Source organism: Bacillus sp. ISL-41 (assembly GCF_018613235.1).
Lineage (GTDB): Bacteria > Bacillota > Bacilli > Bacillales > Cytobacillaceae > Mesobacillus.
Genome location: NZ_JAGGQP010000028.1, coordinates 47,477 through 70,444 on the forward strand (window position 1 = coordinate 47,477; position 22,968 = coordinate 70,444).

Sequence of the window (22,968 nt, forward strand, 5' to 3'; positions counted from 1 at the left end):
TCCGCGGACCTTGCTTTTTTTGCATTATGATAAGCGCTTGCGCTTTTCCGTTTCTATTTAAACATCGAAGAACTGTGAAGCGGCTGTGTCTTCGCTTTTGGATCCATATAGGATTTTGCGTTGTTGACAGCTGTAGGAGCTTCACCGAATCCTGTTGCGATCAGCTTGACTTTCCCTTCGTATGTGCAGATGTCCCCTGCAGCATAAACGCCCGGGATATTCGTTTCCATTTTTGAGTTGACAACGATGGAGTTCTTTTCGATTTCAAGGCCCCATTCCTTGATTGGTCCAAGAGATGAAACGAATCCGAAGTTGCAGATGACTGCGTCAACGTCAACGGCTACAGAATCATCGCTATTCGCGTCCTTAAGAACGATTTGGCTGATTGCATTACCATCGCCAACAAGTTCTGTTGGCACATAAGGTGTCTTGATATCAACCTTTGAGTTTTGCAGGTTTTCAACACTGTGTTCATGGGCGCGGAACTTATCGCGTCGGTGGACGATGGTTACTTGTTCAGCGATTGGCTCAAGCATCAATGCCCAGTCAACAGCTGAATCGCCGCCGCCTAATACGGCAACCTTTTGGCCAGCGAATTGGTTTAAGTCGTCGATAAAATAGTGCAGGTTTTTGCCTTCGTATTGGGCAGCGCTTTCAAGTTCCAGTCTGCGAGGCTGGAACGCACCGTTTCCTGCTGTGATGATGACTGTTTTTGTATAATGAACTTCTTTATCAGTAGTAAGCTTAATTGTTCCATCTTCCAGTTTTTCCAGCTTTTCAACTGACTGCTCAAGAGCAGTAGCAGGCTCGAATTTCGCCATTTGCTCTTTCAGGTTGTTGATCAGCTCCTGGGCACGGACTTTTGGAAAACCGGCAACATCATATATGTACTTTTCAGGATAAAGTGCTGACAATTGCCCGCCTAATTGTGGCAAACTTTCAATAATCTTAACAGATGCTTGTCTCATTCCGCCGTAGAAAGCAGTGAACAGACCAGCAGGCCCCCCGCCGATAATCGTGATGTCATAAACTTTTTGATCTTCTTTCACTCCATATCCCCCTCACATGTAGTAAAATTGCTCCAATTTTTATAATACCATAAAACGTAAAAATAAACTCCTAATCATAATAGAAGATTCCTTGTGGAACAATATATTTCATAGAAAATTCCCTTTTCATGACTGAAAAATAGTGAAATCAGCCTATTTTCTGAATATTTTTAAGTTAACTCTATCGCTTGAAAATGCGGCGCAAAAAGAATAAGATGGATGGTAGGCAATAATGTTAAGATTTTGTGACATTTTTAGGACATTTTTTTGAACACTTTAGTGAATAATATCACAAACTTATCCGGAAAAAGATGGCGGCAGATAGAGATGAGCCCATCGACCAAAAATATTTTAAAAAGGTGGAAGTGATCACTTTGAGAAAGCCAAAGATCGTAATTTTAGGAGCAGGATACGGGGGATTAATGACAGCTACCCGTTTACAAAAAGCTGTAGGAGTAAACGAAGCTGACATTGTCCTTATCAACAAAAATGATTACCACTATGAAACTACATGGCTGCATGAAGCATCAGCAGGAACTTTGCACCATGACAAAGTCCGTTATGATGTACGTGATGTAATCGATCGCCATAAGGTTGAGTTCGTCCAGGGTTCTGTTGAAGAAATCAAGCTGGAAGAAAAGCGAGTAATCCTTGATAGTGGTGACGTCGTATATGACTACCTAGTCATCGCCCTTGGTGCTGAACCTGAAACTTTTGGTATTAAAGGCTTGAAAGAGTATGCTTTCTCTATCGTCAATGTCAACTCAGCCAGACAAATCCGTGAGCATATCGAGTACCAATTCGCAACTTACAATACTGAAGCGGAAAAGAAAGATGAGCGCCTGACAATCGTCGTTGGCGGTGCAGGATTCACAGGAATCGAGTTCCTTGGAGAACTGACAAACCGCGTTCCTGAACTTTGCCGTGAATATGATGTAGATTACCACAAGGTGAAAATCGTCTGTGTCGAAGCTGCACCAATGGTTCTTCCTGGTTTCGATCCTGAGCTTGTGAACTATGCGGTTGCTACACTTGAGAAAAAAGGTGTGGAATTCCGCATCGGCACAGCCATCAAAGAAGCGACTCCTGAAGGCATCATCGTTGCCAAAGGCGAAGAAGAAGTCGAAGAAATCAAAGCTGGAACAGTGGTTTGGGCAGCGGGTGTCCGCGGAAACTCTGTCATCGAAAAGTCAGGAATCGAAGCAATGCGCGGCCGTGTGAAAGTCCAGCCGGACCTTCGCCTGCCAGGTTCAGAAGATGTATTCATCGTCGGTGACTGCTCATTGATCATCAATGAAGAAATCAATCGTCCATATCCTCCGACTGCACAAATCGCAATGCAGCAGGGTGAAGTATGTGCAAGGAATCTTGCAGCTCTAGTCCGGGGCAAATCCGAGCTTGAAACTTTTACTCCGGATATCAAGGGAACAGTATGTTCACTTGGAGAAGATGACGCAATCGGCGTTGCATTTGGCAAGAAAATGGTCGGCACGAAAGCTTCCTTCATGAAAAAAATGATCGATAACCGTGCGCTTTACATGATCGGCGGTCCTTCAATGGTTCTTAAAAAAGGTAAATTCAACATTCTATAATAGATAATGGAAACAGGCTCCTAAGGGGGTCTGTTTTTTTCTTTGAAGAGGAATTATAAAAGCATTTTTCTGTGGATAACTACATCTCGGTTTCTTAATCCAGCTCCAGCGCCTAGCCCCTCGAGACGCTTGTCTAGCTGCGGCTCCTAACTCCTCGAGACGCTTCAGTCCTGCCAATGAAGTCAAAGAACGACTTCCCTGTCAGGCCCTCCAGCGCTTGTCGGGGCTGAACAAGGCGCTTGCGCTTTTGGGTCTTATCATGCGAGTCTTGCCCACGCGGACGGATACCCTGACGATTCCCGCCTGGTAGGGTACAATAATAGTACAAACTAGCAATGGGATGGGGAAATGAATGGGGAAACGTGAAAATGTATGGCTTGGTGTGGCCGGGGTTGTGACTTCGGAGGATGGGAGCTGGCTTGTCGTCAAAAAGCGATATGGTGGCCTGAAAGGCAGTTGGTCACTTCCGGCAGGCTTTGTTGATGAAGGGGAGACGGCTGATCAGGCAGTCCTTAGGGAAGTGTATGAAGAAACTGGTGTGGAGTGTAAGGTTGCCGGGCTGATTGGGCTGCGGACTGGTGTGATCCGGGAATCCATCAGTGATAATATGCTCGTATTTCGGCTGGTTCCGTTGCCGGATCAAAAGGTAAAGGTTGAGGAAAGTGAGCTGTATGATGCAAGATTCATGCTGCCTGAACAACTGAAAGCAGACCCTGATACTTCGCTGCTTCTGCATTTCCTTTTAAGTAAGCCAATTGATCATGTTGTTCCGGGAACGGCTGGAATGGATCCAGGAGAGCAATTTCATTATAGTGCATATCAATTATTTTTATAATTTTCTGAAATTTAAAGAGAGTGACAGATATTTAAAGAAAAAAGATGATGTATCCGTTTTCAATGTGGTTTTTTGGTCAAATTTGAACCTTTTCAAAATTGGAGAATTTCTGATATATTATCAGAAAATTCAATAATAAAAGGAGAGGTTCACAAATGAACATGCACACACACGATTCAAAGGAATGTCCATACTGCTCTGGTAAAGGCTATTTCCAGCTGTTGCTTGGCGGTTCAGAAACATGCACATGCTGCAGCGGGTCCGGCCAATCAAAAAAATAAGGCACTGCATCTTTGACCTTCGCACAATGCGGGGTTTTTCTTTTTGTCCAAGGCTGTTTTCGTAAAGAGTGTTGTTAAAATTCTAAAGCCGATTTTAACGTGATGTAAAGTCATTTTGTATGTCGGTACTAAGTTTGCAAGCTCTTTTCTCATAATAAGCTCTAATTTTGTAAAGAAACTTAGGTAATACAATCCTATTTTGTAGTCAATAGCTACAAAGTTTGAGAAAAGAACCTTGTCCCAAAATCATGAGACTTACACCATTTCATTGACTCGAAAACGGACAAACAGTAAACTAGAAATGATGTTTAATGGGGGGATATAGGCATGATGACGGTTGTCACACTGATCATTTCGATGTTATTGTTTTTTGTCCTGTTCTTCGGGATTGGCTTTTTATTGAATATGCTGCTGAGGATGTCATGGATCATGGCGATAGTTTATCCTTTAATTGCGATTTTCATTATTGATAAGTATCCGTTTATCGACTACTTCAGAAATAGCGGTGAAGCCTTCAGTGATCTCGGACAGCGGCTTACACAATTGGCAATGGCCGACGTACTGATCTTAAGCAGCGGTTTGGCAGGTGCCATTTTAGCTGGTATAGTCATAAGGCTTTTGCGAAAAAAAGGATATCAAATGTTCTGATACAAAAAACCTTCAATTATTTGGAGGTTTTTTTATATGTATGAATTCGGTTTCGTTGTTGGACACTATAATTAAGTATCGATAAAATTTTACTTTTAATGGAATGTAAATAGGACTTTTATCACTTTTTTGCTCCTTTTGGAATATTTCTTGTTTTGTTGGGAAATTAATAGTTTTGGGAGGAGTGAAAAATTATATGAATATTTTAAAAATGTGGGCAAGACGCTCAGCTATGGCGGTTTTATTTTTTGCTGCTATAACTTCTACGTTTCATTCGATTTCGGGAGTTGAAGCTTCTACTGTTTCTACATACGTTTTTGATAGTGCAGGAATACCACAAGAGGAAAACTCAAGTATAGATCATAAAAAGAAATCCATAGGACTCGCTTTTAAGTTTTTGAAAAAAATATCCGATTTTACAACAAAGATATCTTCAAGCGAAAAGGTAGCCGGGACGCAGCCCACACTTGAGGAGTCATTGAACTGGTCGCAATACCCGACCAAAAAAATCATTGCAACAGGGTATACAGCAGGGGTTGAATCCACTGGGAAAAATCCTGGGCACCCAGGGTATGGAATCACTTATTCTGGTGTAAAAGTGAAGCGTGACCTGTATTCAACTGTCGCGGCTGATCTAAACGTATTTCCGATTGGGACAATCCTGTTCATTCCGGGATACGGATTCGGTGTGGTTGCCGATAAAGGCGGCGCAATCAAGGGGAATAAGGTAGACCTTTATTATGATACGGTAAAAGATGTATACGAGCAGTGGGGCAAGAAGACATTGGATGTATATGTCATTGAAATTGGCAATGGGAAGCTGACAGAATCCGATTTAAAGGCACTTAACGAAAATGAATCCATGCAGGTTTTCCGCCAGCAATATACAGGCGGCAAAAAATCATAAAAAGTTTAGGCACTTTCCTTGATTGGAAAGTGCCTTTTTAGTGATTCTGACATTAAGCATGAATGAGATGATGCAATTTTTCCAGGCCATCGAGAAGCCTTGGGGATGGTCGGCAGTATAGTTCTTCTTCGAGAATCAGGATCCTGTCGTTTCTGACAGCTTCAAGTTCCGGCCATCCAGGTCTATTGATGATCAATTCTTTCTTCACCTTTTGCTTCCTGACACCGACCCAGGCGACACAGATGTAGTCCGGGTTTCGCGATTTCACATCATCCCAGTCCGTCTGCACGCTTGCGAGCTCAACGTCCTTGAAAATATTTTCAGCACCGGCAGCCTCGGACACTTCTGTCAGCCAGTTGATGCTGCCAGGAGTGAATACCGGCTTTGGCCACCATTCCCAGTAAAGCTTTGGTCTCTGGCGGACACCGGATGCTTTTTGCTTGATGTTCTCCAGTCTGCTCCTGAACTGTCCAGCGGCTTCCTGGCCGCGATCTGGCATGTTCAGGGCATTTGCTGTAACGATCAAATCGTTTTCAATATCTGCCAAAGATTGCGGGTTTAAGACGATATAGGGAATATTGCGTGCAGCCAAACCCTCAATATTCTTTTCCATTCCTGGAACGCTTAAAGACGCAAGGACGAGGTCTGGCTTCAATTCGTCGACGAGGTCAAGGTTAATCGAAAGGTCAGGTCCGAGCTGAGGCAGTGATTTTACCGATTCAGGCCAGTCTGAAAAATCATCGACACCGACAAGGAGATTCGTCAGCCCAAGGAATTCCATGATTTCTGTATTGCTGGGACATAATGATATGACTCTCAATTGATTCACCTGCTTTTAATCTAATTCAATCAAGCCTTAAAGGAGAAAATGAAGAAGTAATGTCAATACCACACCTGTCAGCCCGCCGAAGAATACCTCGATTGGTTTGTGGCCGAGCAATTCTTTCAGTTCTTTCTGTTTCTCCTTTTCAGGCTTATCCTGCCAGCCCTTTGCCTCCTGGGCGAATCGGCCGAAATCAGCAACAAGCTGGTTCAAGACGATGGCCTGCTCCCCCGCCTGCCTGCGGACACCTGATGCATCAAACATCGTGATAATCGCAAAAACAGCGGCAACCGCGAAAACGGCTGAATCCAGCCCGGTTTCAAGCGCCACACCTGTTGCCAGTGCTGTAACCGCAGCAGAGTGGGAACTTGGCATTCCCCCTGTACTTGTCAAAAGCGACCAGTCGATTTTCCTCGTCGCAATATATTGAATCGGGACCTTTACGAACTGCGCGAAAAAAATCGCAGCAAGTGAAGCCCATAATGGGAAATTCGTTAATAATTCCATGGCTGTTTCCCCCTATATAAAAAAGTACCTTTTTAAGTAATACCCAAGTTCAATTATAACATTACAGCTAATTTTAAAGGTCTGATAAAATAGTTTTAATACTTCAGGATTGAGGTGAAGGATTTGATGGACTACCCTGATGAGTATTACGAGTTCTTTATTAAGTTCAACGAAGAGGACTATTATACCTGCCATGACTTGCTTGAAGATATGTGGATGACGGATAAAGGCAATCTCTTTTTAAAAGGCCTGCTGCAGATGAGTGTTGCCATTTACCACTACAGCTACGGGAATGTGAAGGGAGCACGGCTGATGATGCAGGCGGCCCACGACTATCTGCAAACGTACCGTCCGGTATACTGGGGACTGAATTTGGAGAAGGTCTATCCCTTTATCGATGAATGCCTGAGTACCTTCCCTGCTGAAATCGACCGGGTTCCATATGAGGATGTTCCGACGCTGCCAGTGCTTCCAGTTTTATATTTGTATCTTGAAGATTGAAAAATGCACTGCTGCAGGAGAATGTACCTGTCAGCAAGATTAGGAATTCGAAATATTTCAAGAGTTTCGATATAATGAACTTATCAATCTGTAGGGGTGAATGATTTGTTTAAAATGAATGATCAATTTAGTTTTTCAAACAGGCATGACTGCCTGGTGATTGGCTTGTTCAACAAGCCGTCTGGCTTTGAAGGTGCCATGGCCGAAGCAGACCAGCTTTTTGACGGTCAGCTGACTGAACTTGTGAAGAGCGGGGATATCTCGACTAAGAAAAAAGCGATTTCCAAAATACATACTTTCAGTAAAATTGGCGCAAAAAAAGTATATTTTGTCGGTCTTGGGCATGAAAAAGACTATAATTTCGAAACATTAAGGGACGCGTTCGGCCATCTGTTCAAAACTGCAAAGAAAGAGAAATGGACGGAAGCAGCAGTGCTTTTAGATACTTTTACAAGTGAGAAGGTTGAGCTTAACGATGCAGCGCATGCATTAGGGGAAGCGTTCCCGATGGCTACATACGAATTCGAAGGCTACAAGCTAAAATCAAACGAGCCTGAAAAGCGGATCGAAAGCCTGACGGTCTACAGCGCGGACGAAGAGGGCGAAGTGGAAGCTGCAGCTGAGGTCGGCTATGTTTTTGGTAAAGGAACAAACTCGGCACGTACACTCGTGAATACTCCAGGCAACCTTTTGACTGCAACAGACATGGCTGAATATGCGTTGAAGCTGGCAGAAAAATATGAATTCGAAGCAGAAATTTTAGAAAAAGAAGAAATGGAAAAGCTCGGCATGGGCGCGTTGCTTGCGGTCAACCAGGGATCTTCACAGCCGCCGAAAATGATTGTCCTGAAGTATCAGGGCAAGGAAGAGTGGAAGGATGTAATCGGCCTTGTCGGCAAGGGAATCACGTTCGACACAGGCGGTTACTCAATCAAAACAAAGGCTGGCATCGTCGGCATGAAGTCTGATATGGGCGGTGCAGCAGCGGTGCTTGGCGCGATGGAGATCATCGGCGAACTGAAGCCAGAGCAAAACGTCGTAGCCGTGATTCCGTCTACAGACAATATGATCTCGGGTACAGCCTTCAAGCCGGATGATGTGATTACGTCCATGAGCGGAAAAACAATAGAAGTATTGAACACAGATGCGGAAGGACGCCTTGTGCTAGCTGATGCTATGACTTACGCGAAGCATCATGGTGCGAACTATCTGGTGGATATCGCAACCCTGACTGGCGGTGTCATTACGGCGTTAGGGCTGCACACTTCAGGTGCATTGACGAACAACGAAGAGTTTTTTGAACAAGTACTCGAGGCTTCTTATGAATCAGGTGAGCCAATCTGGCGCCTGCCATTGTTCGAGCGCGACATTGAGCGCGTCCGCGGCAGCAAGATCGCTGACCTGAATAATTCTCCAGGCCCAGAAGGCCATGCCATCATGGGCGGAGCGTTTGTTGGCGAATTCGCAGAAGGCACTCCATGGGTGCATCTTGACATCGCCGGAACTGCGACAACAAGCAAAGAATATGACCTCGGACCAGCAGGCGCAACCGGAGTCATGGCCCGCACATTGGCTTTGCTTGTCGAAAGGTTCGAGACAGCAGCAGATAAAGAATAGTAGATTGAAAGCCCCCAAAGCTGGATGAATCCGGCTTGGGGGTTTTTTGTTGCGGCCCAAATCTCTACTCATTTCTGACCATAAATTAATTACTATTTCAAATAAACCCATTGACACAAAAAACATTTCTATGATAATTTAATACTTGTCATTTTAATTCTCTACCAATTTACCATACTAAAGTAAAATGCACACTATCATCGAGAGGAGAACTCCTAATGAATGCAGTTATTATTGCTGTCCTGGCGATGCTTGTCCTGAGCCTGCTTCGTGTCAATGTTGTGTTGGCATTGATTGCCGGAGCACTGATCGGCGGGCTGACAGGCGGCTTGAGTATAGAGAAAACGATTGAGGTTTTCACCGGAGGCCTTGGAGGCAGTGCCGAGGTTGCGCTTAGTTACGCGCTGCTTGGAGGGTTTGCTGTCGCTATTTCCAAAACTGGCTTGCCCAATTTGATGGTTGATTGGATGATCGGCATGATTGGCAAGAACGGAGAGCCGAAAGCCAAAACATATTCCAAAGCGATTATTATCATCCTGATTTTAATGATGGCGATTTTCTCGCAAAACTTGATTCCGATCCATATTGCGTTTATTCCAATTTTGATTCCGCCGTTGTTGATTATCTTCAACGAGCTGAAAATAGATCGCCGGTTAATTGCTTCTGTATTAACATTCGGCCTGACAGCGCCTTATATTTTGCTGCCAGTGGGTTTCGGAGGTATTTTCCACGATATCCTGGCAACGAACATGGCTGACAGTGGAATGGAAATCGATATGGGCGATATCCCGACAGCGATGATGCTGCCAGTTGCTGGCCTTGTTGTTGGATTGTTGATGGCCATTTTCGTATCTTACCGAAAGCCTAGAATCTATCAGGACTATCAAGTAGTCCAGGTAGAAAAAAGCGAGTATTCCAAAGTCGGGATTATTTTCTCTATTGTTGCGATTGTTGCAGCGCTTGCTGCCCAGCTTTACTTTGGTTCGATGATTATCGGTGCGCTGGCTGGTATCCTTGTTGTCTATGCGAGCGGAGCAATAAACTGGCGTGAAGCCGACAATCTTTTAACAGAAGGCATGAAGATGATGGCATTCATCGGATTCGTCATGCTTGCTGCTTTCGGTTTTGCGGATGTCCTGAAGGAAACCGGACACGTTGAAACGCTGGTAGCACAGGCTGCTGATGCGATTGGCAATAATAAGGCCCTTGGCGCGCTGGCGATGCTTATTGTCGGGCTGCTGGTTACAATGGGAATCGGTTCTTCATTCTCGACGATTCCAATTATTGCTACGATATTTGTACCGCTCAGCCTTCAACTCGGTTTCAGCCCGATGGCGACGATTGCGATTGTTGGAACGGCTGCTGCACTTGGTGACGCAGGTTCACCTGCATCAGACAGCACACTTGGTCCGACAGCCGGTTTGAATGCTGATACCCAGCATAACCACATTTGGGACACGGTTGTCCCTACATTCGTTCACTATAATATTCCATTGATCTTTTTTGGCTGGATTGCCGCGATGGTATTATAGTTCGGAAAATAAGGCCGTCTTGCTCTTTGGGCAGGGCGGCTTTGTTTATTTTAAAATGGAAATTCTGTAGGATAATAAGAAAAGCGCAAGCGCCTTGTTCAGCCCCGACAAGCGTTGGAGGGCCTGACAGTGAAGTCGTTCTTTGACTTCATTGGCAGGACCGAAACGACTCGAGGGGCTAGGCGCTGAAGCTGGACAATAAGAAAAGCGCAAGCGACCAGGTCAGCTCTGACAACCGCTGGAGCTGGGCACTAATCTTTTTGTAAAAGAAGGGGTGGATCATTCATGTATTTCGGAAAAACGCGTAAAAAGGGCCCATCGGACAGAGTCCCGCCGAACCAAAATGTCACGACCTCTTTTCCTGTCCTGCATTATGGCAATGTGCCGTATTATAAGAATCTCGATGATTGGACCTTGAAGATTTTTGGTCTTGTAGAAAAAGAAGTGGCTTTATCATATAAAGAGCTGATGTCATTGCCGCAAATGACATCCGGCAATGACATACACTGTGTGACTGGCTGGTCAAAGCTGGATAATGTCTGGGAAGGGATTGCCACACAGGAGTTAGCCAGGCTGGCCAGGCCGAGCGACAGTGCTAAATATGTCATTCTCCATGCTGAGGAAAATTGGACGACGAATCTGCCGATTGAGGATTTTCTTAAGGATACGAGCCTGCTTGCCCATTCCCATAACGGGAAGGAGTTAACCCCGGAACATGGCTATCCATTAAGAGCCGTGATTCCTCATCTGTACTTTTGGAAGAGCGCGAAGTGGATCAGAGGCATTGAGTTCGTCTCTGAAAATAAACCCGGATTCTGGGAAGAAAATGGTTACCATATGTATGGAGATCCATGGAAGGAACAGCGGATGACCTGGGATTAGGCTTTTTTTCTAGTCTAATGGACAAACGCCCATTCAATAGCCTCTATGTTTGCATATGAAGTAATGTAGGCAAATATATGAGGGAGGTAGCTTGATGTATAGAAGACCATTTTACGGTGGCAGACGCCCATTTGGCTTTGGCTTTGGAGGTCCTTTTGTTGGAGGAGTACTCGGGGGACTGTTAGGCAGCGCGCTACTATATCCGCGCCCATATGGCTACGGTTATGGCGGATTCCCGCCATACGGCTATGGATACGGCTATGGCTATCCGTTTTATTACTAAATGAAAAAACCAATTAACATGGCCGCTGTCCTGGAACAGCGGCATTTTTAAATCATACTCATTCCCATCTCAGCTGCGTGATGATATGGCAGCATTCCTTGTCACCTGCATAATCAACGAAATTCATCGTGAGACCATCCGGGTTAAAAGTGATTTTGGGTTTCTTCTTAATCCCGGTCGATTGGATCAATCTTTCTACTTCATTTTGCTGAGATTGCTGTGCGGCAGCCATTAAATCACTGGAAAAAGAAGTAGATGAAGTTATTTTAGTCATCACAAGATTGGCGTCTTCCATTAATGAAATGGCTTTTTGTGCTGAAGTTTTGAACAGTGTAGAATTCACTTCCGGATATGGACGAGCAGTATCAATCCTGGCATGCTTTTTATGAAAAAATAAACAATGCATAAGCAGCTTCCCCTTCCTTACAGGTAAGTTTTCGACCTTTTTCAATGTATGAATATAAGTCCTTAAGTATGAAGAAGAGAAAAGCTAAAGCCCTGCAAAATAGGAAAAAAAGAGGTGAAATAAGGACGAAAGGAGAATTATTATACATATTAACTTCTATTGTGAAATAGAATCGGACCAAGGTGGGATGGAGGGGGTGACCCATGGATCTGGAGCTGGTTATCAATATAATTGAAGATAATGGCTATTTGGGTTTGTTTTTGTGGCTATGGTTCGGGGTTTTCGTCATTCCAGTACCCAATGAGGTTATCCTGACGACTGTAGGACTCGCTTCGGCTAAAGGGGCATTGAACCCAGTCCTTGCATTTTTGGTTACATACATGGGGATTTCTGCCGCCTTTACCACGAGCTACATACTGGGAAGAATAATAGGGAGAAGAGTGCTGGGGTTATTGGAAAAAAAGAAACGATTCGCGAATTCGATTGAATCTGCGATGAAGCTAATGGAGAAGTACCATGCTTTTTCATTGTCGTTAAGCTGTTTTGCCCCGGGAGTTCGATACTTGGTGCCTTTGCTCTATGGCTTCAGCAGGCTTCCGTTTAAAACCTTTGCCATTTTTGCCTATAGTGGCGCATTCGTGTGGGTTTCCATCATTTTCGTGCTAGGCTATCTATTTGGAGATAAAATGGACATTGTCATGAAATACAACAAAGAAGTCTGGTTGGTGATGCTTGCTCTCGCCATTATAACTTTCATTTTCGTCCTGCGCCGGAGAAAAATAAAGGCCGCAATTGGGACTGAAGAAGTTATCCTTCAGGAGAGGCAACGAAAATAGCCGCTTTTTATATGATGGATACTTCAGGAGAGGCCGCCTGAAATAGCCGCCTTTCATATTAGGATTGTCCTAAGAAGAGGCAGCCCAAAAAGCCGCCTCCTGTTGAGGGTATTCTTTTGGAAAGAGGGCTCAAAAGCCGCATTCCTGTAAGACAGTCATTGCAGTGATATGCCAGATATTCGGACTGGCTGGCTAAAACTCATTCCGGTGTTCGACCAGGTCAATGGCTCCCAGAACAATATGGGCTAACCCGAAGCCGAATATGGTGTTAGAAACCATCTTATCGATTTTGCGATTTTGTTTCATAGCGTAACCCGCTGCTGTTACAGCCGTTCCGAGCACCGCAGGAATCATGCCTTCACGAATTCGGTTCAAATGGATCACCTCATTTTTATGATGCGTCCTTTTGCGAAGGACAATAATAGTTTTTCCTGTTCTTGATAGTAAATTGTTTGGAAAATATAAGGAGGTAATAAGATTGGAACTTAACAACACACTGCTTGGATCACTGGGAATAGAAATAACCGAGCTGCAAAAAGGAAAGGTTATAGCGACAATGCCTGTCGACGACCGTACAAGGCAGCCATTCGGCTTGCTGCACGGAGGAGCCTCTGTCGCACTGGCAGAGACAGTCGCCAGTGTTGGAGCATTCGAGCTAGTCGACAAGGAAAATGAAGTAGTGGTCGGCCTTGAAATCAACGCCAACCATATCAAGGCAAAAAAGGACGGCCTGGTAACAGCTGTCGGAACTGTCCTTCATCAGGGAAAAACAACCATGGTTTGGGATATAAAAATCACCGATGAAGAAGAAAACCTTGTTTGCATTTCAAGATGTACAATCGCTGTTATAAAACGGAGGAAATGAACCAGCCAAATTGGCTGGTTTTTTCATTTGGTCAGGCTTGGAAAGGAAGAGTGCTGAAAGTCGTTGATTAGCGGTTGGTGATTGTGACAGGTTTGGCTGATGAAGGGGAAAAGCTGTCAAGAAAAGTTGTTATTGTGACAGGTTTGGAGTGTGAAGGGGAAAAGCTGTCAAGAAAAGGCTGTTATTGTGACAGGTTTGGCTTGTGAAGGGGCAAAGCTGTCAAGAAACGGGCGTTCTTGTGACAGGTTCGGCTTATGGAGGGGAAAAGCTGTCAAGAAAAAGCCGTTATTGTGACAGGTTTGGCCTGTGCAGGGGCAAAGCTGTCAAGAAAAAGCCGTTATTGTGACAGGTTTGGCTTGTGAAGTGGAAAAGCTGTCAAGAAAAAACCGTTATTATGACGGGTTTGGCTTGTGAAGGGGAAAAGCTGTCAAGAAAAAGTAATTATTATGACAGGTTTGGCTTGTGAAGTGGAAAAGCTGTCAAGAAACGGGCGTTATTGTGACAGGTTCGGCTTATGGAGGGGAAAAGCTGTCAAGAAACGGGCGTTATTGTGACAGGTTTGGCTTGTGAAGGGGCAAAGCTGTCAAGAAACGGGCGTTATTATGACAGGTTTGGCTTGTGAAGGGGCAAAGCTGTCAAGAAACGGGCGTTATTATGACAGGTTCGGCTTATGGAGGAGCAAAGCTGTCAAGAAAAAGCCGTTATTGTGACAGGTTTGGCTTGTGAAGGGGAAAAGCTGTCAAGAAACGGGCGTTATTATGACAGGTTTGGCTTATGGAGGAGCAAAGCTGTCAAGAAAAAGCCGTTATTGTGACAGGTTTGGCTTGTGAAGGGGAAAAGCTGTCAAGAAACGGGCGTTATTATGACAGGTTCGGCTTATGGAGGGGAAAAGCTGTCAAGAAAAAGTAATTATTATGACAGGTTTGGCTTGTGGAGTAGAAAAGCTGTCAAGAAAAAGCCGTCATTGTGACAGGTTTGGCTTGTGAAGGGGAAAAGCTGTCAGAATTCAGCCCAGGTTCAGACAGCTTTCACAAGAAACACGGAAAAACTGTCAAAAGTCAGCCCGTCACAATGCATCCATATCTTCTACAATTTCAAACACCCTCCTCAGCTTTTCATTATGGAAGGCAGCAGGTGTCATCTGGAGTAATTTGTTGCGGATTGAGCATAGGACGGGAAAATCAATCTGCGCTGCCAATCCATAAATTTTCATTTCGTCTTTAACGATCTTCATACGCTCCTGCCTTTGTGCAGCATACTTTACAAATGCCTGATCTATTGTCTCTTCGATACTGATCCATTTTGCCAGGTATACAGCATCTTCGACAGCCTGTGATGCACCCTGGCCTATATTGGGCATGGAGGCGTGCGCTGAATCACCAAGTAACAGAATTTTTCCGGCAAGAAGAGGTGTCAAAGGCCTCAATTCATATAAATTATCGTAAATAATCTGGTCGGGAGAGGTATTTTCCAGTATTTCCTGTATTGGTTGATGGTAGTAAAAAAAGTTGAACAATAAATCGATAGGGGACCATTCACTCATGTCGCTGTTTTCTGTAGAGGATTTTTTCAATGCATACCAAAACACCTGATCATCTGTTAACGGAGCAATCCCGAATCTTCCCCTTGCCCCCCAGGTTTCAGTGTAGTCGTGCACCTGCATTGGCGGATCATCCAAGATGCCTCTCCAGCAGGAGAAACCTGAATAAACCAGGCTGCTATTTGGGAACAGTTTTCTGCGAGTTTGTGAGGCAGCACCGTCGCAGCTAATAAGATAGTCAGATTCTATACTGGTGCCATCTTCAAAAAATAATGTCAAAGTGTCATCGTGTTTAAAATCAATCATATGCTTATCAAAGTGGAGGGACCCAGGAATGAGCGCATCTGTCAAAATTCTATGAAGTTCTGAACGGTGGATGAACAGGTAATTTGGGATATGGGATGGAGCATGATAGTCGAATTCGGCGATGGTACTGCCCGAATCGGATTTAAGCAAACAGCCGTCAGCATCCAATCCGCTTGAACGCAATTCTGGTCCCAATCCCATAATGTAGAAGGCTCGAATGGCATTGCCGCTTAGGATGATTCCGGTATCAGGTTCATGTACATTTTTTTCTTTTTCATACACCTCCGCGTATATCCCTTTCTTTTGCAGTGCAATTGCTGTGCTTAACCCGCTGATTCCGCCGCCGACAATTGAGATTCTTGCATAGTTCATAACACTTAACCTCCATTCCGCAAAACAGGAATCCTAATCATATCTTAACTATACGTGACTAATCCTTTGGTTGATATGGATAAAAATTGAATTTTACATGGACAAAAAAAGCCATCAGGTGGATATACCTGATGACCTTTTACCATGATTATTTCAATTCTTCCGCTTTCATCGCTTTCCGTGCTTTTGCAAGGTCGTCCTGGACAGTGCGGTCTGATAGCTTGACTCCACTGTTATAGGCAGCCCTTGCAATCAAATGCCCTGCAACAGGAGAAGTGAGGAAAATGAACGCTACCCCCAGCAATAACCGGGAATTGAAATGATGTTCAATTAACCAGAAGTAAAGAAAGGTACCCAGCAATACGAGCATGACCCCCATAGTGGCACTTTTCGATGCTGCGTGGTTCCTTGTATAAACGTCAGGAAGCCTGATCAGCCCGAAAGCAGTCACAAGACTTAGAAAGGCTCCGAGCAGAATGAACAGGCCTGCGAAAAACTTAACGATCTCCATTTCTGTCATATTCCATGATTACTCCCTTCTCAAGGAATTTTGAAAAGGCTACTGTTCCGATGAATGCCAGGATACCAATCAACAGGATGATATCCAGAAAAGCACTGGTTTCAAGAACAATGGATACTAAAGCAATCACAGAAACTAGGCTTATGCCGATTGCGTCGAGGGCCACTACCCGGTCTGCAACGGTTGGGCCCTTGATCACTCGATAAATAAGACCAATCATCGCAAGTGATATGAAGGTAACTGAAATCCATAAAACCGCTTCAAACATTATCGGCTCACCTCCATAATCGCTTTTTCAAACGTATTTTTAATACTCTGAATTGCTTCATCCGCATCACTGATATCCATTGCATGAACATACAATATCCTGTTGTCAGGTGAAACATCGACGACAAGCGTTCCAGGAGTCAAAGTGATCAGGTTTGCGAGCATCGTAATTTCCCAGTCTTCCTTCAATTCTGTCGGGAAGGCGAAGATGCCAGGCTTGATATTAAGCTTGGGTCTAAGTACCGCCTTTAAAACAGCTATATTGGAAAGGATCAGTTCCAATGTGAAAATATAAATCAAGTTCAATACGGCCACTACCCTCAATAAATAGAAGCGGGAAGTGAAGAAGCGCCGGAAAATATAAATGATGAGCAGGCCGAAGAAATACCCGACGAAAAAGGAGGCCGGGGAGTAGGATGTCTTAAGGAACATCCAGACAAAGGCCAGAATGAAATTCAGCAAGATTTGAAAAGCCATAGCTCATCACTCCTTTAAAACAGCATTGATGTAGATTTCCGGATTGGCAAGCGTTTCGGCAGCTGTTGAGATAACCGGATAAATAGCCTCGGTTCCGAAGCCGTATAACACAGCGAACGCAGTCAGAATTGCAGGTGCAACGAGCAGCCATTTTACAGGTGCCTTATCTTCATTCTTATAGGCTCTTGGCGTTCCCCAAAAGCCCCTGATAAAAATCCTCATGACTGAAAACAGGACAAGCAAGCTCGACATCAGTACAACGAAGGCACCAATATAGTTTTCAGTTTCAAATCCTGAACGCACAACCATCAATTTGCCTGCGAAACCGCTAAGCGGCGGAATGCCGGCAAGTGCGGCTGTAGCAATGAAGAACGTCCATCCAAGTGCAGGGTATCTATTGATCAGGCCGCTGATTTTCTCAAGGTCGCTCGTCCCGGTAATCACGATGATAATCCCAATCAATAGGAACAGTGTTGCCTTGATGTTCATATCGTGGATCAGGTAAAAAATCGATCCAGTGAGAGATTCAGGTGTCAGGACAGATACCCCGAATAAGATGACACCGACGGCTACGATGATGTTATAGATAATGATTTTTTTGATATCGGTATATGCCAGTGCCCCGATGACCCCGGCAATGATCGTCATGACAGCGAGGATTTGGAGCAATTGATGTGTATAGCCGACATCATGATAAAAGAACAATGTATAGGTTCTGGTGATCGAATATACGCCAACCTTGGTCAGTAATGCCCCGAACAGCGCCATGACAGGTGCTGGCGGTGCGTAATACGATCCTGGCAGCCAGAAATAAAGCGGGAAGATCGCTCCTTTTAAACCGAATACAATCAAGAACAATACGGCAATCACCGTAATGATCCCGGCACTCCCAATTTCGCTGAGTCTCACCGAGATATGCGCCATATTCAGCGTCCCTACCACAGAATACAAATAGGCGACAGCGATAACGAACAAAGCAGATGAAATAACGTTCACGAGTATGTATTTAATCGATTCGCGGAGCTGGATCTTCGTCCCGCCCAATACAATCAAGACATATGATGACATCAGCATCACTTCGAAAAATACAAACAAGTTGAAAATATCACCCGTCGTAAAGGCTCCGTTAACCCCGACAATCAAGAAGTTGACGACTGGATAATAGAAAAATCTTTCACGAGCTTCTCCTATGGATTTGAAGGAGTAAAACAATGCTGCAAAGGCGATGATACTTGTCGTCAATACAAGCAGGGCGGAAAGCATATCCGATACAAGCGTGATGCCGTATGGTGCTTCCCAGTTGCTGAGATCCATCGTCTGGATGCCATTCTGATAAACATGGTTTGCCAGCAAGAAGGAAACAACAATTGTGAGCAGTGCGCTTATCGCTGAAATCCATCGCTGAGCCATGATGTTTTTAGTGAAAAAAATAAGTACAACCCCTGTAATCAGAGGAATCAAGATGGGTAATATGATTAGATTATTCATGTCCTTCCTTTCCTCTCAAGCGATCCATATTATCGGTTCCAAGCTCCTGGTAGGCCCGGTAGGCAACAACCAGGAAGAATGCTGTAACACCAAAGCTGATGACGATCGCTGTCAGGATCAGTGCCTGTGGCAGCGGATCGGCATAGGATGGGGCATGCTCTCCCAGAAGCGGGGCCGCACCTCTTTTTAAGCCTCCCATTGTCAGCAGGAGAAGGTGGGCACCGTGACTTAACAGCCCTGTCCCAATAATGATCCTGAGCAAGCTTTTTGAAAGCATAAGGTAAGTGGCTGTCATAAATAAAATTCCAATTAGAAAAGACATTAAGATTTCCATTATTCGCTCTCTCCAATCGTTTGAATAATGGTCATTGTTACACCAATGACGACAAGGAAGACCCCTGTATCAAACAATACCGCTGTATGCAAAGATGTCTTGCCGAGGAGCGGCAAATAGGCGTAAGTATATGCATGTGTCAGGAACGGCATATTGAAAAATAACGCACCGGCACCTGTTCCGATCGCAATGAGCAGACCGACAGCGACAACTTTAATATAATCAAACGGCAAAATCATTTTGACTGTCTTGATATCGAATGCAAGTAAAAGCAATACAATCGCACCAGATGTCATCAATCCGCCGATGAATCCACCGCCCGGATAATAATGGCCTGCGAAAAACAGATGGATTGAAAACAGGATGATGACGAACAGGACAAACTTTGTAACAGTCTGGAGGATGACATCATTTGTTTTCATCAAGTTCTCTCCCCCTTGTCAGCCGAAGCTTGATCATCGCAAAAATACCAAGGGCAGCAATGCCAAGAACGGCAATTTCAAACATTGTATCGAAGCCGCGGAAATCAACGAGGATAACGTTGACCATGTTTTCACCGCCGGCTTTTTTATAAGTATTTTCAACATAATACTCCGAGATGGAGCTAAATGTTTTATTACTGTGAGCTGATAGGGCAATCATCGTCACAATTGCACCTACGGCAATCGAGATCAGCGCGTTTGTAGCCCTGAAGCGGATTCGCTCCTCATTTCTCCTGATCTGCGGCAGGTGATAAAACGCCAGAAGGAACAGTGCAACAGATACTGTTTCAATGACCAGCTGTGTCAGTGCCAGGTCAGGTGCCCTGAACAGGACAAAGAATAGAGCTACTGTATAGCCAACCGCGCCAAGCAGGATAATCGAAGTCAGCCTTGATTTGGCAAACAGGATGGTAATGGCGGATACGGCCATGATCAACACGAGCACGACTTCAAAAAAGCGGATTGGTGCAACATCGCTCAAATCCAATTTAAATGCGTTTTTAAAAATGAGTGTTGAAGCAAGAGCCAAAATAAAGAATGAAAAAATATAAACGAGATATGACCGTATAAATCCGGTCATGTACGACTTTGTAATGTTTCTTGATGTCAGCTCCAAAAGTTCAGTGCCGCGGTCATAAAAACGATTGAATGTCATCCGTGAAGGAAGCTTGCTATAAATCCCTGCCCATTTAGGCATGAACTTGTAAAGTAATATCCCGATTGTAATCACACCGATTGTCATGAACAATTCAGCAGTTGGGCCATGCCAATGTGAAATATGGACATCGAACCCTTCTCCGCTTTCAAGCAATGAAGGAAGAATCGATCCCATTGCCGGCGAAATGATGTTATGTGACAGTACATTAGGGAAAATGCCGAAAATGATGACTAGTGATGCAAGGATAACCGGAGAAATAAGCATTCCGACTGGCGCCTCATGCGGCTTCTTTTCCAATTTCTCAGGCTGGTATTTGCCCATGAATGTCTTGAATACATACATCATGCTGTACAGGAATGTGAAAACACTTGCTGTCCAGGCGATGATTGGGAACAGGATGCCCCATGTGTCCATATTGAAAATATCCATTTCTGCTATGCGCAGCATGCCTGTGAAAAACATTTCCTTGCTCAGGAACCCATTGAACGGCGGAATTCCGGCCATTGAAAACGTTCCGATGATCGCAAGTGTAAAGGTGATTGGCATGAAATTCATCAAACCGCCAAGCTTGCGGATATCCCTTGTCCCTGTTTCGTGATCAATGATCCCTGTTACCATGAACAGGCTGCCCTTGAATGTGGCATGATTGATCAGGTGGAAGACTGCGGCGGTGACGGCAACGATATAATAGCCATTTTCAATCGTGCCATAATGCAGCGCAGCAGCACCGGCGCCGAGAAGCGACATGATCATGCCGAGCTGGCTGACGGTTGAAAAAGCAAGAATTGCTTTTAAATCAGTTTGTTTTACCGCAGAGAACGAACCCCAGAATAATGTAATCACTCCAACTCCGGCAACGAGCCAGACCCAGGTGCCTGAATGGGCAAATACAGGAGTCATACGGGCAACAAGATAGATTCCCGCTTTTACCATCGTCGCAGAATGCAAGTACGCACTGACTGGCGTTGGTGCTTCCATTGCATCAGGAAGCCAGATGTGGAATGGGAACTGAGCTGACTTTGTAAAAGCCCCCAGCAAGAACAGGATCAGTGTCGCGGTGAATAAAGGATGATTCACGACTTCATTGGACATTTCGATTGTTTCGGAAATGCTGAAGGTTCCTGTGATGATATAGAGCATCAAGATGCCCCCGAGCATCGACAATCCCCCGAAAACTGTAATCAGCATTGATTTTTGCGCACCGTAACGAGATCGTTCACGATGATTCCAGTAGCCAATCAGCAAGAAAGACGAAAAGCTGGTCAATTCCCAGAAAGTATAGAGCACAATCAGGTTGTCCGACAAAACGACTCCGAGCATCGCGCCCATGAACAAAAGCAGGTAGACATAGAAAGTATTCAGCTTTTCTTTGTCCGGATTTAGATAATAAATCGAATACAGGACAACCAATGCGCCGATTCCCGTGATCAGCAGGGCGAACAATAGCCCAAGGCCGTCAACTTTTAACGTGAAATCAATTCCAAGCGAAGAAATCCAGGGTACGGTCTCCATAACCGTCCCGCCATGGCCTGTTGTGCTGATGAACTGCAGGAAATAGGCAAACAGCACGGCCGGAAGCGGCAGCAGGAACCAGCCCGTATGGATACTCTTGAAATACTTATGTAAAAATGGAATTAAGATCGCGAGTAAAAGCGGTGATAAAACTGCAAGGTGAAGTAAAGACAAAAGATAATACCTCCTTATTTAATTCCATATTCATGGCTTAACATTATATTTTTTGCCAATTTAACCAAGTTCATGCCCCCAACTCACTGATGAGAAAATTATATCGTAAAAAAGTTGGTGATGCATGTCATCGACCTTGAAGAATCAAGGTTTTATCCATTGCTGAATAAAATCATGATTCTTTTTGCATACTAACAGTGAATAGGGGGGATAAGCCATGGCCCGAAAGCTGATTGTATGCGTTGGGATATTCCTGAGTTTGTTCACGGGGTTCATGTTTCTCGATCAAAACGATGAAAAAGAGTTGTCAAAAAAAGGACCTGGAGTGCTGAAAATCCAGCAATCAGATATGGACGAGGTTGAAACAGCCAATTATGTACCATTCGGTTCAAGAGAATACGTCCGGATTGTTCCACAATAACACCAACCTTTTTCTACGGACGAGATGCAAAAAGGTTTCAAAAAAATTAAAGTTCCTGTAAAGGGGCTTTTTTTCTTTTGTGAGTTTTCCTGCCGATTAGCTCTGGTAAAAGCTTACGGGGAGTTTGTCGTTTCATATTGTTGTTGCCGGTCACCATAATTTCTTTCATAATGAATAGCATGAAATGAAAGAATTGAGTGAATTGTCTATGAGAAATCCATACTTAACAGGCTACTTTCCGCTGCTGTCGATCATTATGTTCAGCCTGGCCCTGTCACTAAGGACGGAAATCGAGTTAATCTCCATCCTGAGAAATGCCGGAATTTACGATGGGATGCTCGAATTCTTTTCAGATACCGGGATTAAGCTATCATTGCTGGCTTTGCTGATGGTGGTCTATTTCATGGTGTTCGCTGCTTTGAAGCTGATTGCCGATACCATCAATGAAGTCAGCCTTTTACTATTTTCCAGGGACCATGAAGGAGAAAGCCTTAAACTGATCCGCAAAGGAGCCATTGTTTACTTTGCTGGCGGAATTGCAGCACTGGCCAGCTTCTTCAGTTTCACCGGAATAGGTTCCATATTTTTATTAGCAACAATGGTCTATTTCATTTACTTTGTTTATAAAATCAGCCCCAAGCTCACAGCGGCAGGACTGATTGGAACTGTGTTCTTCCAGGTCATCCTCTGGAGTACGCTTGTGCTTGGCATCATTTATCTTGCGGTAAAAGTGTATAACAGCCTGGTCGCAAGTCTGCCGATCTAGACTAGACGATGATTTTATTTTTATTAGGTGACTTCCGGTCATAGAGATGAGATGACGGACAAAATTGGTGTGCCAAAAAGGTAATGT

27 protein-coding genes are annotated in these 22,968 nt (G+C 44.4%); 14 read left to right on the plus strand and 13 right to left on the minus strand.

Going from position 1 to position 22,968, the window contains the following annotated elements:
- Window positions 1-53 precede the first annotated feature (53 nt).
- Entirely contained in the window at window positions 54-1,049 is a 996-nt protein-coding gene (locus tag J7I80_RS14035; RefSeq protein ID WP_214738964.1) for an NAD(P)/FAD-dependent oxidoreductase, read from the minus strand.
- A 374-nt stretch (window positions 1,050-1,423) separates the two neighbouring features.
- Between J7I80_RS14035 and J7I80_RS14040 the strand changes: the two genes are divergently transcribed.
- From J7I80_RS14040 to J7I80_RS14060, 5 genes are all read left to right on the plus strand, one after another.
- Window positions 1,424-2,641 carry an NAD(P)/FAD-dependent oxidoreductase gene (locus J7I80_RS14040; protein ID WP_167833620.1) on the plus strand — a complete coding sequence of 406 codons (1,218 nt, stop codon included), beginning with the start codon at window positions 1,424-1,426 and terminating at the stop codon, window positions 2,639-2,641.
- A gap of 352 nt (window positions 2,642-2,993) precedes the next feature.
- Entirely contained in the window at window positions 2,994-3,476 is a 483-nt protein-coding gene (locus J7I80_RS14045; protein ID WP_214738965.1) for an NUDIX domain-containing protein, read from the plus strand.
- A gap of 155 nt (window positions 3,477-3,631) precedes the next feature.
- Window positions 3,632-3,757, plus strand: a complete 126-nt coding sequence (locus tag J7I80_RS14050) for a YuiA family protein (protein WP_214738966.1) — start codon at window positions 3,632-3,634, stop codon at window positions 3,755-3,757.
- A gap of 327 nt (window positions 3,758-4,084) precedes the next feature.
- Window positions 4,085-4,405, plus strand: coding sequence for a YuiB family protein (locus J7I80_RS14055; protein ID WP_214738967.1), 321 nt, complete (start codon window positions 4,085-4,087; stop codon window positions 4,403-4,405).
- A 196-nt stretch (window positions 4,406-4,601) separates the two neighbouring features.
- Complete coding sequence (locus tag J7I80_RS14060) at window positions 4,602-5,312, plus strand: 3D domain-containing protein (RefSeq protein ID WP_214738968.1); 711 nt, start codon at window positions 4,602-4,604, stop codon at window positions 5,310-5,312.
- Window positions 5,313-5,364: 52 nt separating this feature from the next.
- Here the strand turns inward: J7I80_RS14060 and J7I80_RS14065 are convergent, their stop codons facing one another.
- A complete protein-coding gene (locus J7I80_RS14065; protein ID WP_214738969.1) occupies window positions 5,365-6,132 on the minus strand; it encodes a cobalamin-binding protein in 768 nt (255 codons plus the stop codon).
- Window positions 6,133-6,168: 36 nt separating this feature from the next.
- Window positions 6,169-6,642, minus strand: coding sequence for a divergent PAP2 family protein (locus J7I80_RS14070; RefSeq protein WP_214738970.1), 474 nt, complete (start codon window positions 6,640-6,642; stop codon window positions 6,169-6,171).
- Window positions 6,643-6,765: 123 nt separating this feature from the next.
- Here J7I80_RS14070 and J7I80_RS14075 point away from each other — a divergent pair, with 123 nt between their 5' ends.
- From J7I80_RS14075 to J7I80_RS14095, 5 genes are all read left to right on the plus strand, one after another.
- On the plus strand, window positions 6,766-7,143 hold the full coding sequence (locus J7I80_RS14075) for a DUF309 domain-containing protein (RefSeq protein ID WP_214738971.1): 378 nt from the start codon (window positions 6,766-6,768) through the stop codon (window positions 7,141-7,143).
- Between the two features lie 105 nt (window positions 7,144-7,248).
- Entirely contained in the window at window positions 7,249-8,760 is a 1,512-nt protein-coding gene (locus tag J7I80_RS14080; RefSeq protein WP_483297703.1) for a leucyl aminopeptidase, read from the plus strand.
- Window positions 8,761-8,978: 218 nt separating this feature from the next.
- Window positions 8,979-10,292: a Na+/H+ antiporter family protein gene (locus J7I80_RS14085; RefSeq protein ID WP_214738972.1), complete on the plus strand. Its 1,314-nt coding sequence runs from the start codon at window positions 8,979-8,981 to the stop codon at window positions 10,290-10,292.
- A 285-nt stretch (window positions 10,293-10,577) separates the two neighbouring features.
- Window positions 10,578-11,174, plus strand: a complete 597-nt coding sequence (locus tag J7I80_RS14090; RefSeq protein WP_214738973.1) for a sulfite oxidase-like oxidoreductase — start codon at window positions 10,578-10,580, stop codon at window positions 11,172-11,174.
- Between the two features lie 94 nt (window positions 11,175-11,268).
- Window positions 11,269-11,457 (plus strand): hypothetical protein, encoded by a 189-nt coding sequence (locus J7I80_RS14095; RefSeq protein WP_041966154.1) that lies wholly within the window; start codon window positions 11,269-11,271, stop codon window positions 11,455-11,457.
- A 58-nt stretch (window positions 11,458-11,515) separates the two neighbouring features.
- On the opposite strand, the gene J7I80_RS14100 is transcribed toward J7I80_RS14095, so the two are convergent.
- Complete coding sequence (locus J7I80_RS14100) at window positions 11,516-11,863, minus strand: YuzC family spore coat inner layer protein (RefSeq protein WP_214738974.1); 348 nt, start codon at window positions 11,861-11,863, stop codon at window positions 11,516-11,518.
- A 203-nt stretch (window positions 11,864-12,066) separates the two neighbouring features.
- On the opposite strand from J7I80_RS14100, the gene J7I80_RS14105 reads away from it, so the two are divergent.
- Window positions 12,067-12,699, plus strand: coding sequence for a DedA family protein (locus J7I80_RS14105; RefSeq protein WP_214738975.1), 633 nt, complete (start codon window positions 12,067-12,069; stop codon window positions 12,697-12,699).
- Window positions 12,700-12,891: 192 nt separating this feature from the next.
- Here J7I80_RS14105 and J7I80_RS14110 read toward each other — a convergent pair whose 3' ends face one another.
- Complete coding sequence (locus tag J7I80_RS14110) at window positions 12,892-13,053, minus strand: asparagine synthase (RefSeq protein ID WP_214738988.1); 162 nt, start codon at window positions 13,051-13,053, stop codon at window positions 12,892-12,894.
- 124 nt (window positions 13,054-13,177) lie between these two features.
- Between J7I80_RS14110 and J7I80_RS14115 the strand changes: the two genes are divergently transcribed.
- Window positions 13,178-13,564: a PaaI family thioesterase gene (locus tag J7I80_RS14115; protein ID WP_214738976.1), complete on the plus strand. Its 387-nt coding sequence runs from the start codon at window positions 13,178-13,180 to the stop codon at window positions 13,562-13,564.
- A 1,066-nt stretch (window positions 13,565-14,630) separates the two neighbouring features.
- On the opposite strand, the gene J7I80_RS14120 is transcribed toward J7I80_RS14115, so the two are convergent.
- The 8 genes from J7I80_RS14120 to J7I80_RS14155 all read right to left on the minus strand — a co-directional run bounded on the left by J7I80_RS14120 (window position 14,631) and on the right by J7I80_RS14155 (window position 21,694).
- Window positions 14,631-15,782 (minus strand): FAD-dependent monooxygenase, encoded by a 1,152-nt coding sequence (locus J7I80_RS14120; RefSeq protein WP_214738977.1) that lies wholly within the window; start codon window positions 15,780-15,782, stop codon window positions 14,631-14,633.
- Window positions 15,783-15,930: 148 nt separating this feature from the next.
- A complete protein-coding gene (gene mnhG / locus J7I80_RS14125; RefSeq protein ID WP_214738978.1) occupies window positions 15,931-16,302 on the minus strand; it encodes a monovalent cation/H(+) antiporter subunit G in 372 nt (123 codons plus the stop codon).
- On the minus strand, window positions 16,280-16,522 hold the full coding sequence (locus tag J7I80_RS14130; protein WP_483297705.1) for a Na(+)/H(+) antiporter subunit F1: 243 nt from the start codon (window positions 16,520-16,522) through the stop codon (window positions 16,280-16,282). The genes mnhG and J7I80_RS14130 overlap by 23 nt, the downstream gene beginning before the upstream one ends.
- A 47-nt stretch (window positions 16,523-16,569) precedes the next feature.
- On the minus strand, window positions 16,570-17,046 hold the full coding sequence (locus J7I80_RS14135; RefSeq protein ID WP_214738980.1) for a Na+/H+ antiporter subunit E: 477 nt from the start codon (window positions 17,044-17,046) through the stop codon (window positions 16,570-16,572).
- Window positions 17,047-17,052: 6 nt separating this feature from the next.
- Window positions 17,053-18,534 (minus strand): Na+/H+ antiporter subunit D, encoded by a 1,482-nt coding sequence (locus tag J7I80_RS14140; protein WP_214738981.1) that lies wholly within the window; start codon window positions 18,532-18,534, stop codon window positions 17,053-17,055.
- Window positions 18,527-18,868, minus strand: a complete 342-nt coding sequence (locus J7I80_RS14145) for a Na(+)/H(+) antiporter subunit C (RefSeq protein WP_214738982.1) — start codon at window positions 18,866-18,868, stop codon at window positions 18,527-18,529. Before J7I80_RS14145 ends, J7I80_RS14140 begins: the two co-directional genes overlap by 8 nt.
- Window positions 18,868-19,290, minus strand: a complete 423-nt coding sequence (locus J7I80_RS14150; RefSeq protein ID WP_023626644.1) for a Na(+)/H(+) antiporter subunit B — start codon at window positions 19,288-19,290, stop codon at window positions 18,868-18,870. Before J7I80_RS14150 ends, J7I80_RS14145 begins: the two co-directional genes overlap by 1 nt.
- On the minus strand, window positions 19,277-21,694 hold the full coding sequence (locus tag J7I80_RS14155) for a Na+/H+ antiporter subunit A (protein WP_214738983.1): 2,418 nt from the start codon (window positions 21,692-21,694) through the stop codon (window positions 19,277-19,279). Before J7I80_RS14155 ends, J7I80_RS14150 begins: the two co-directional genes overlap by 14 nt.
- A gap of 217 nt (window positions 21,695-21,911) precedes the next feature.
- Here J7I80_RS14155 and J7I80_RS14160 point away from each other — a divergent pair, with 217 nt between their 5' ends.
- The gene (locus tag J7I80_RS14160; protein ID WP_214738984.1) at window positions 21,912-22,115 is read left to right on the plus strand and encodes a hypothetical protein; all 204 of its coding nucleotides are present in this window, start codon (window positions 21,912-21,914) and stop codon (window positions 22,113-22,115) included.
- Between the two features lie 184 nt (window positions 22,116-22,299).
- Entirely contained in the window at window positions 22,300-22,881 is a 582-nt protein-coding gene (locus J7I80_RS14165; protein ID WP_251027769.1) for a DUF5366 family protein, read from the plus strand.
- Window positions 22,882-22,968: the final 87 nt, after the last annotated feature.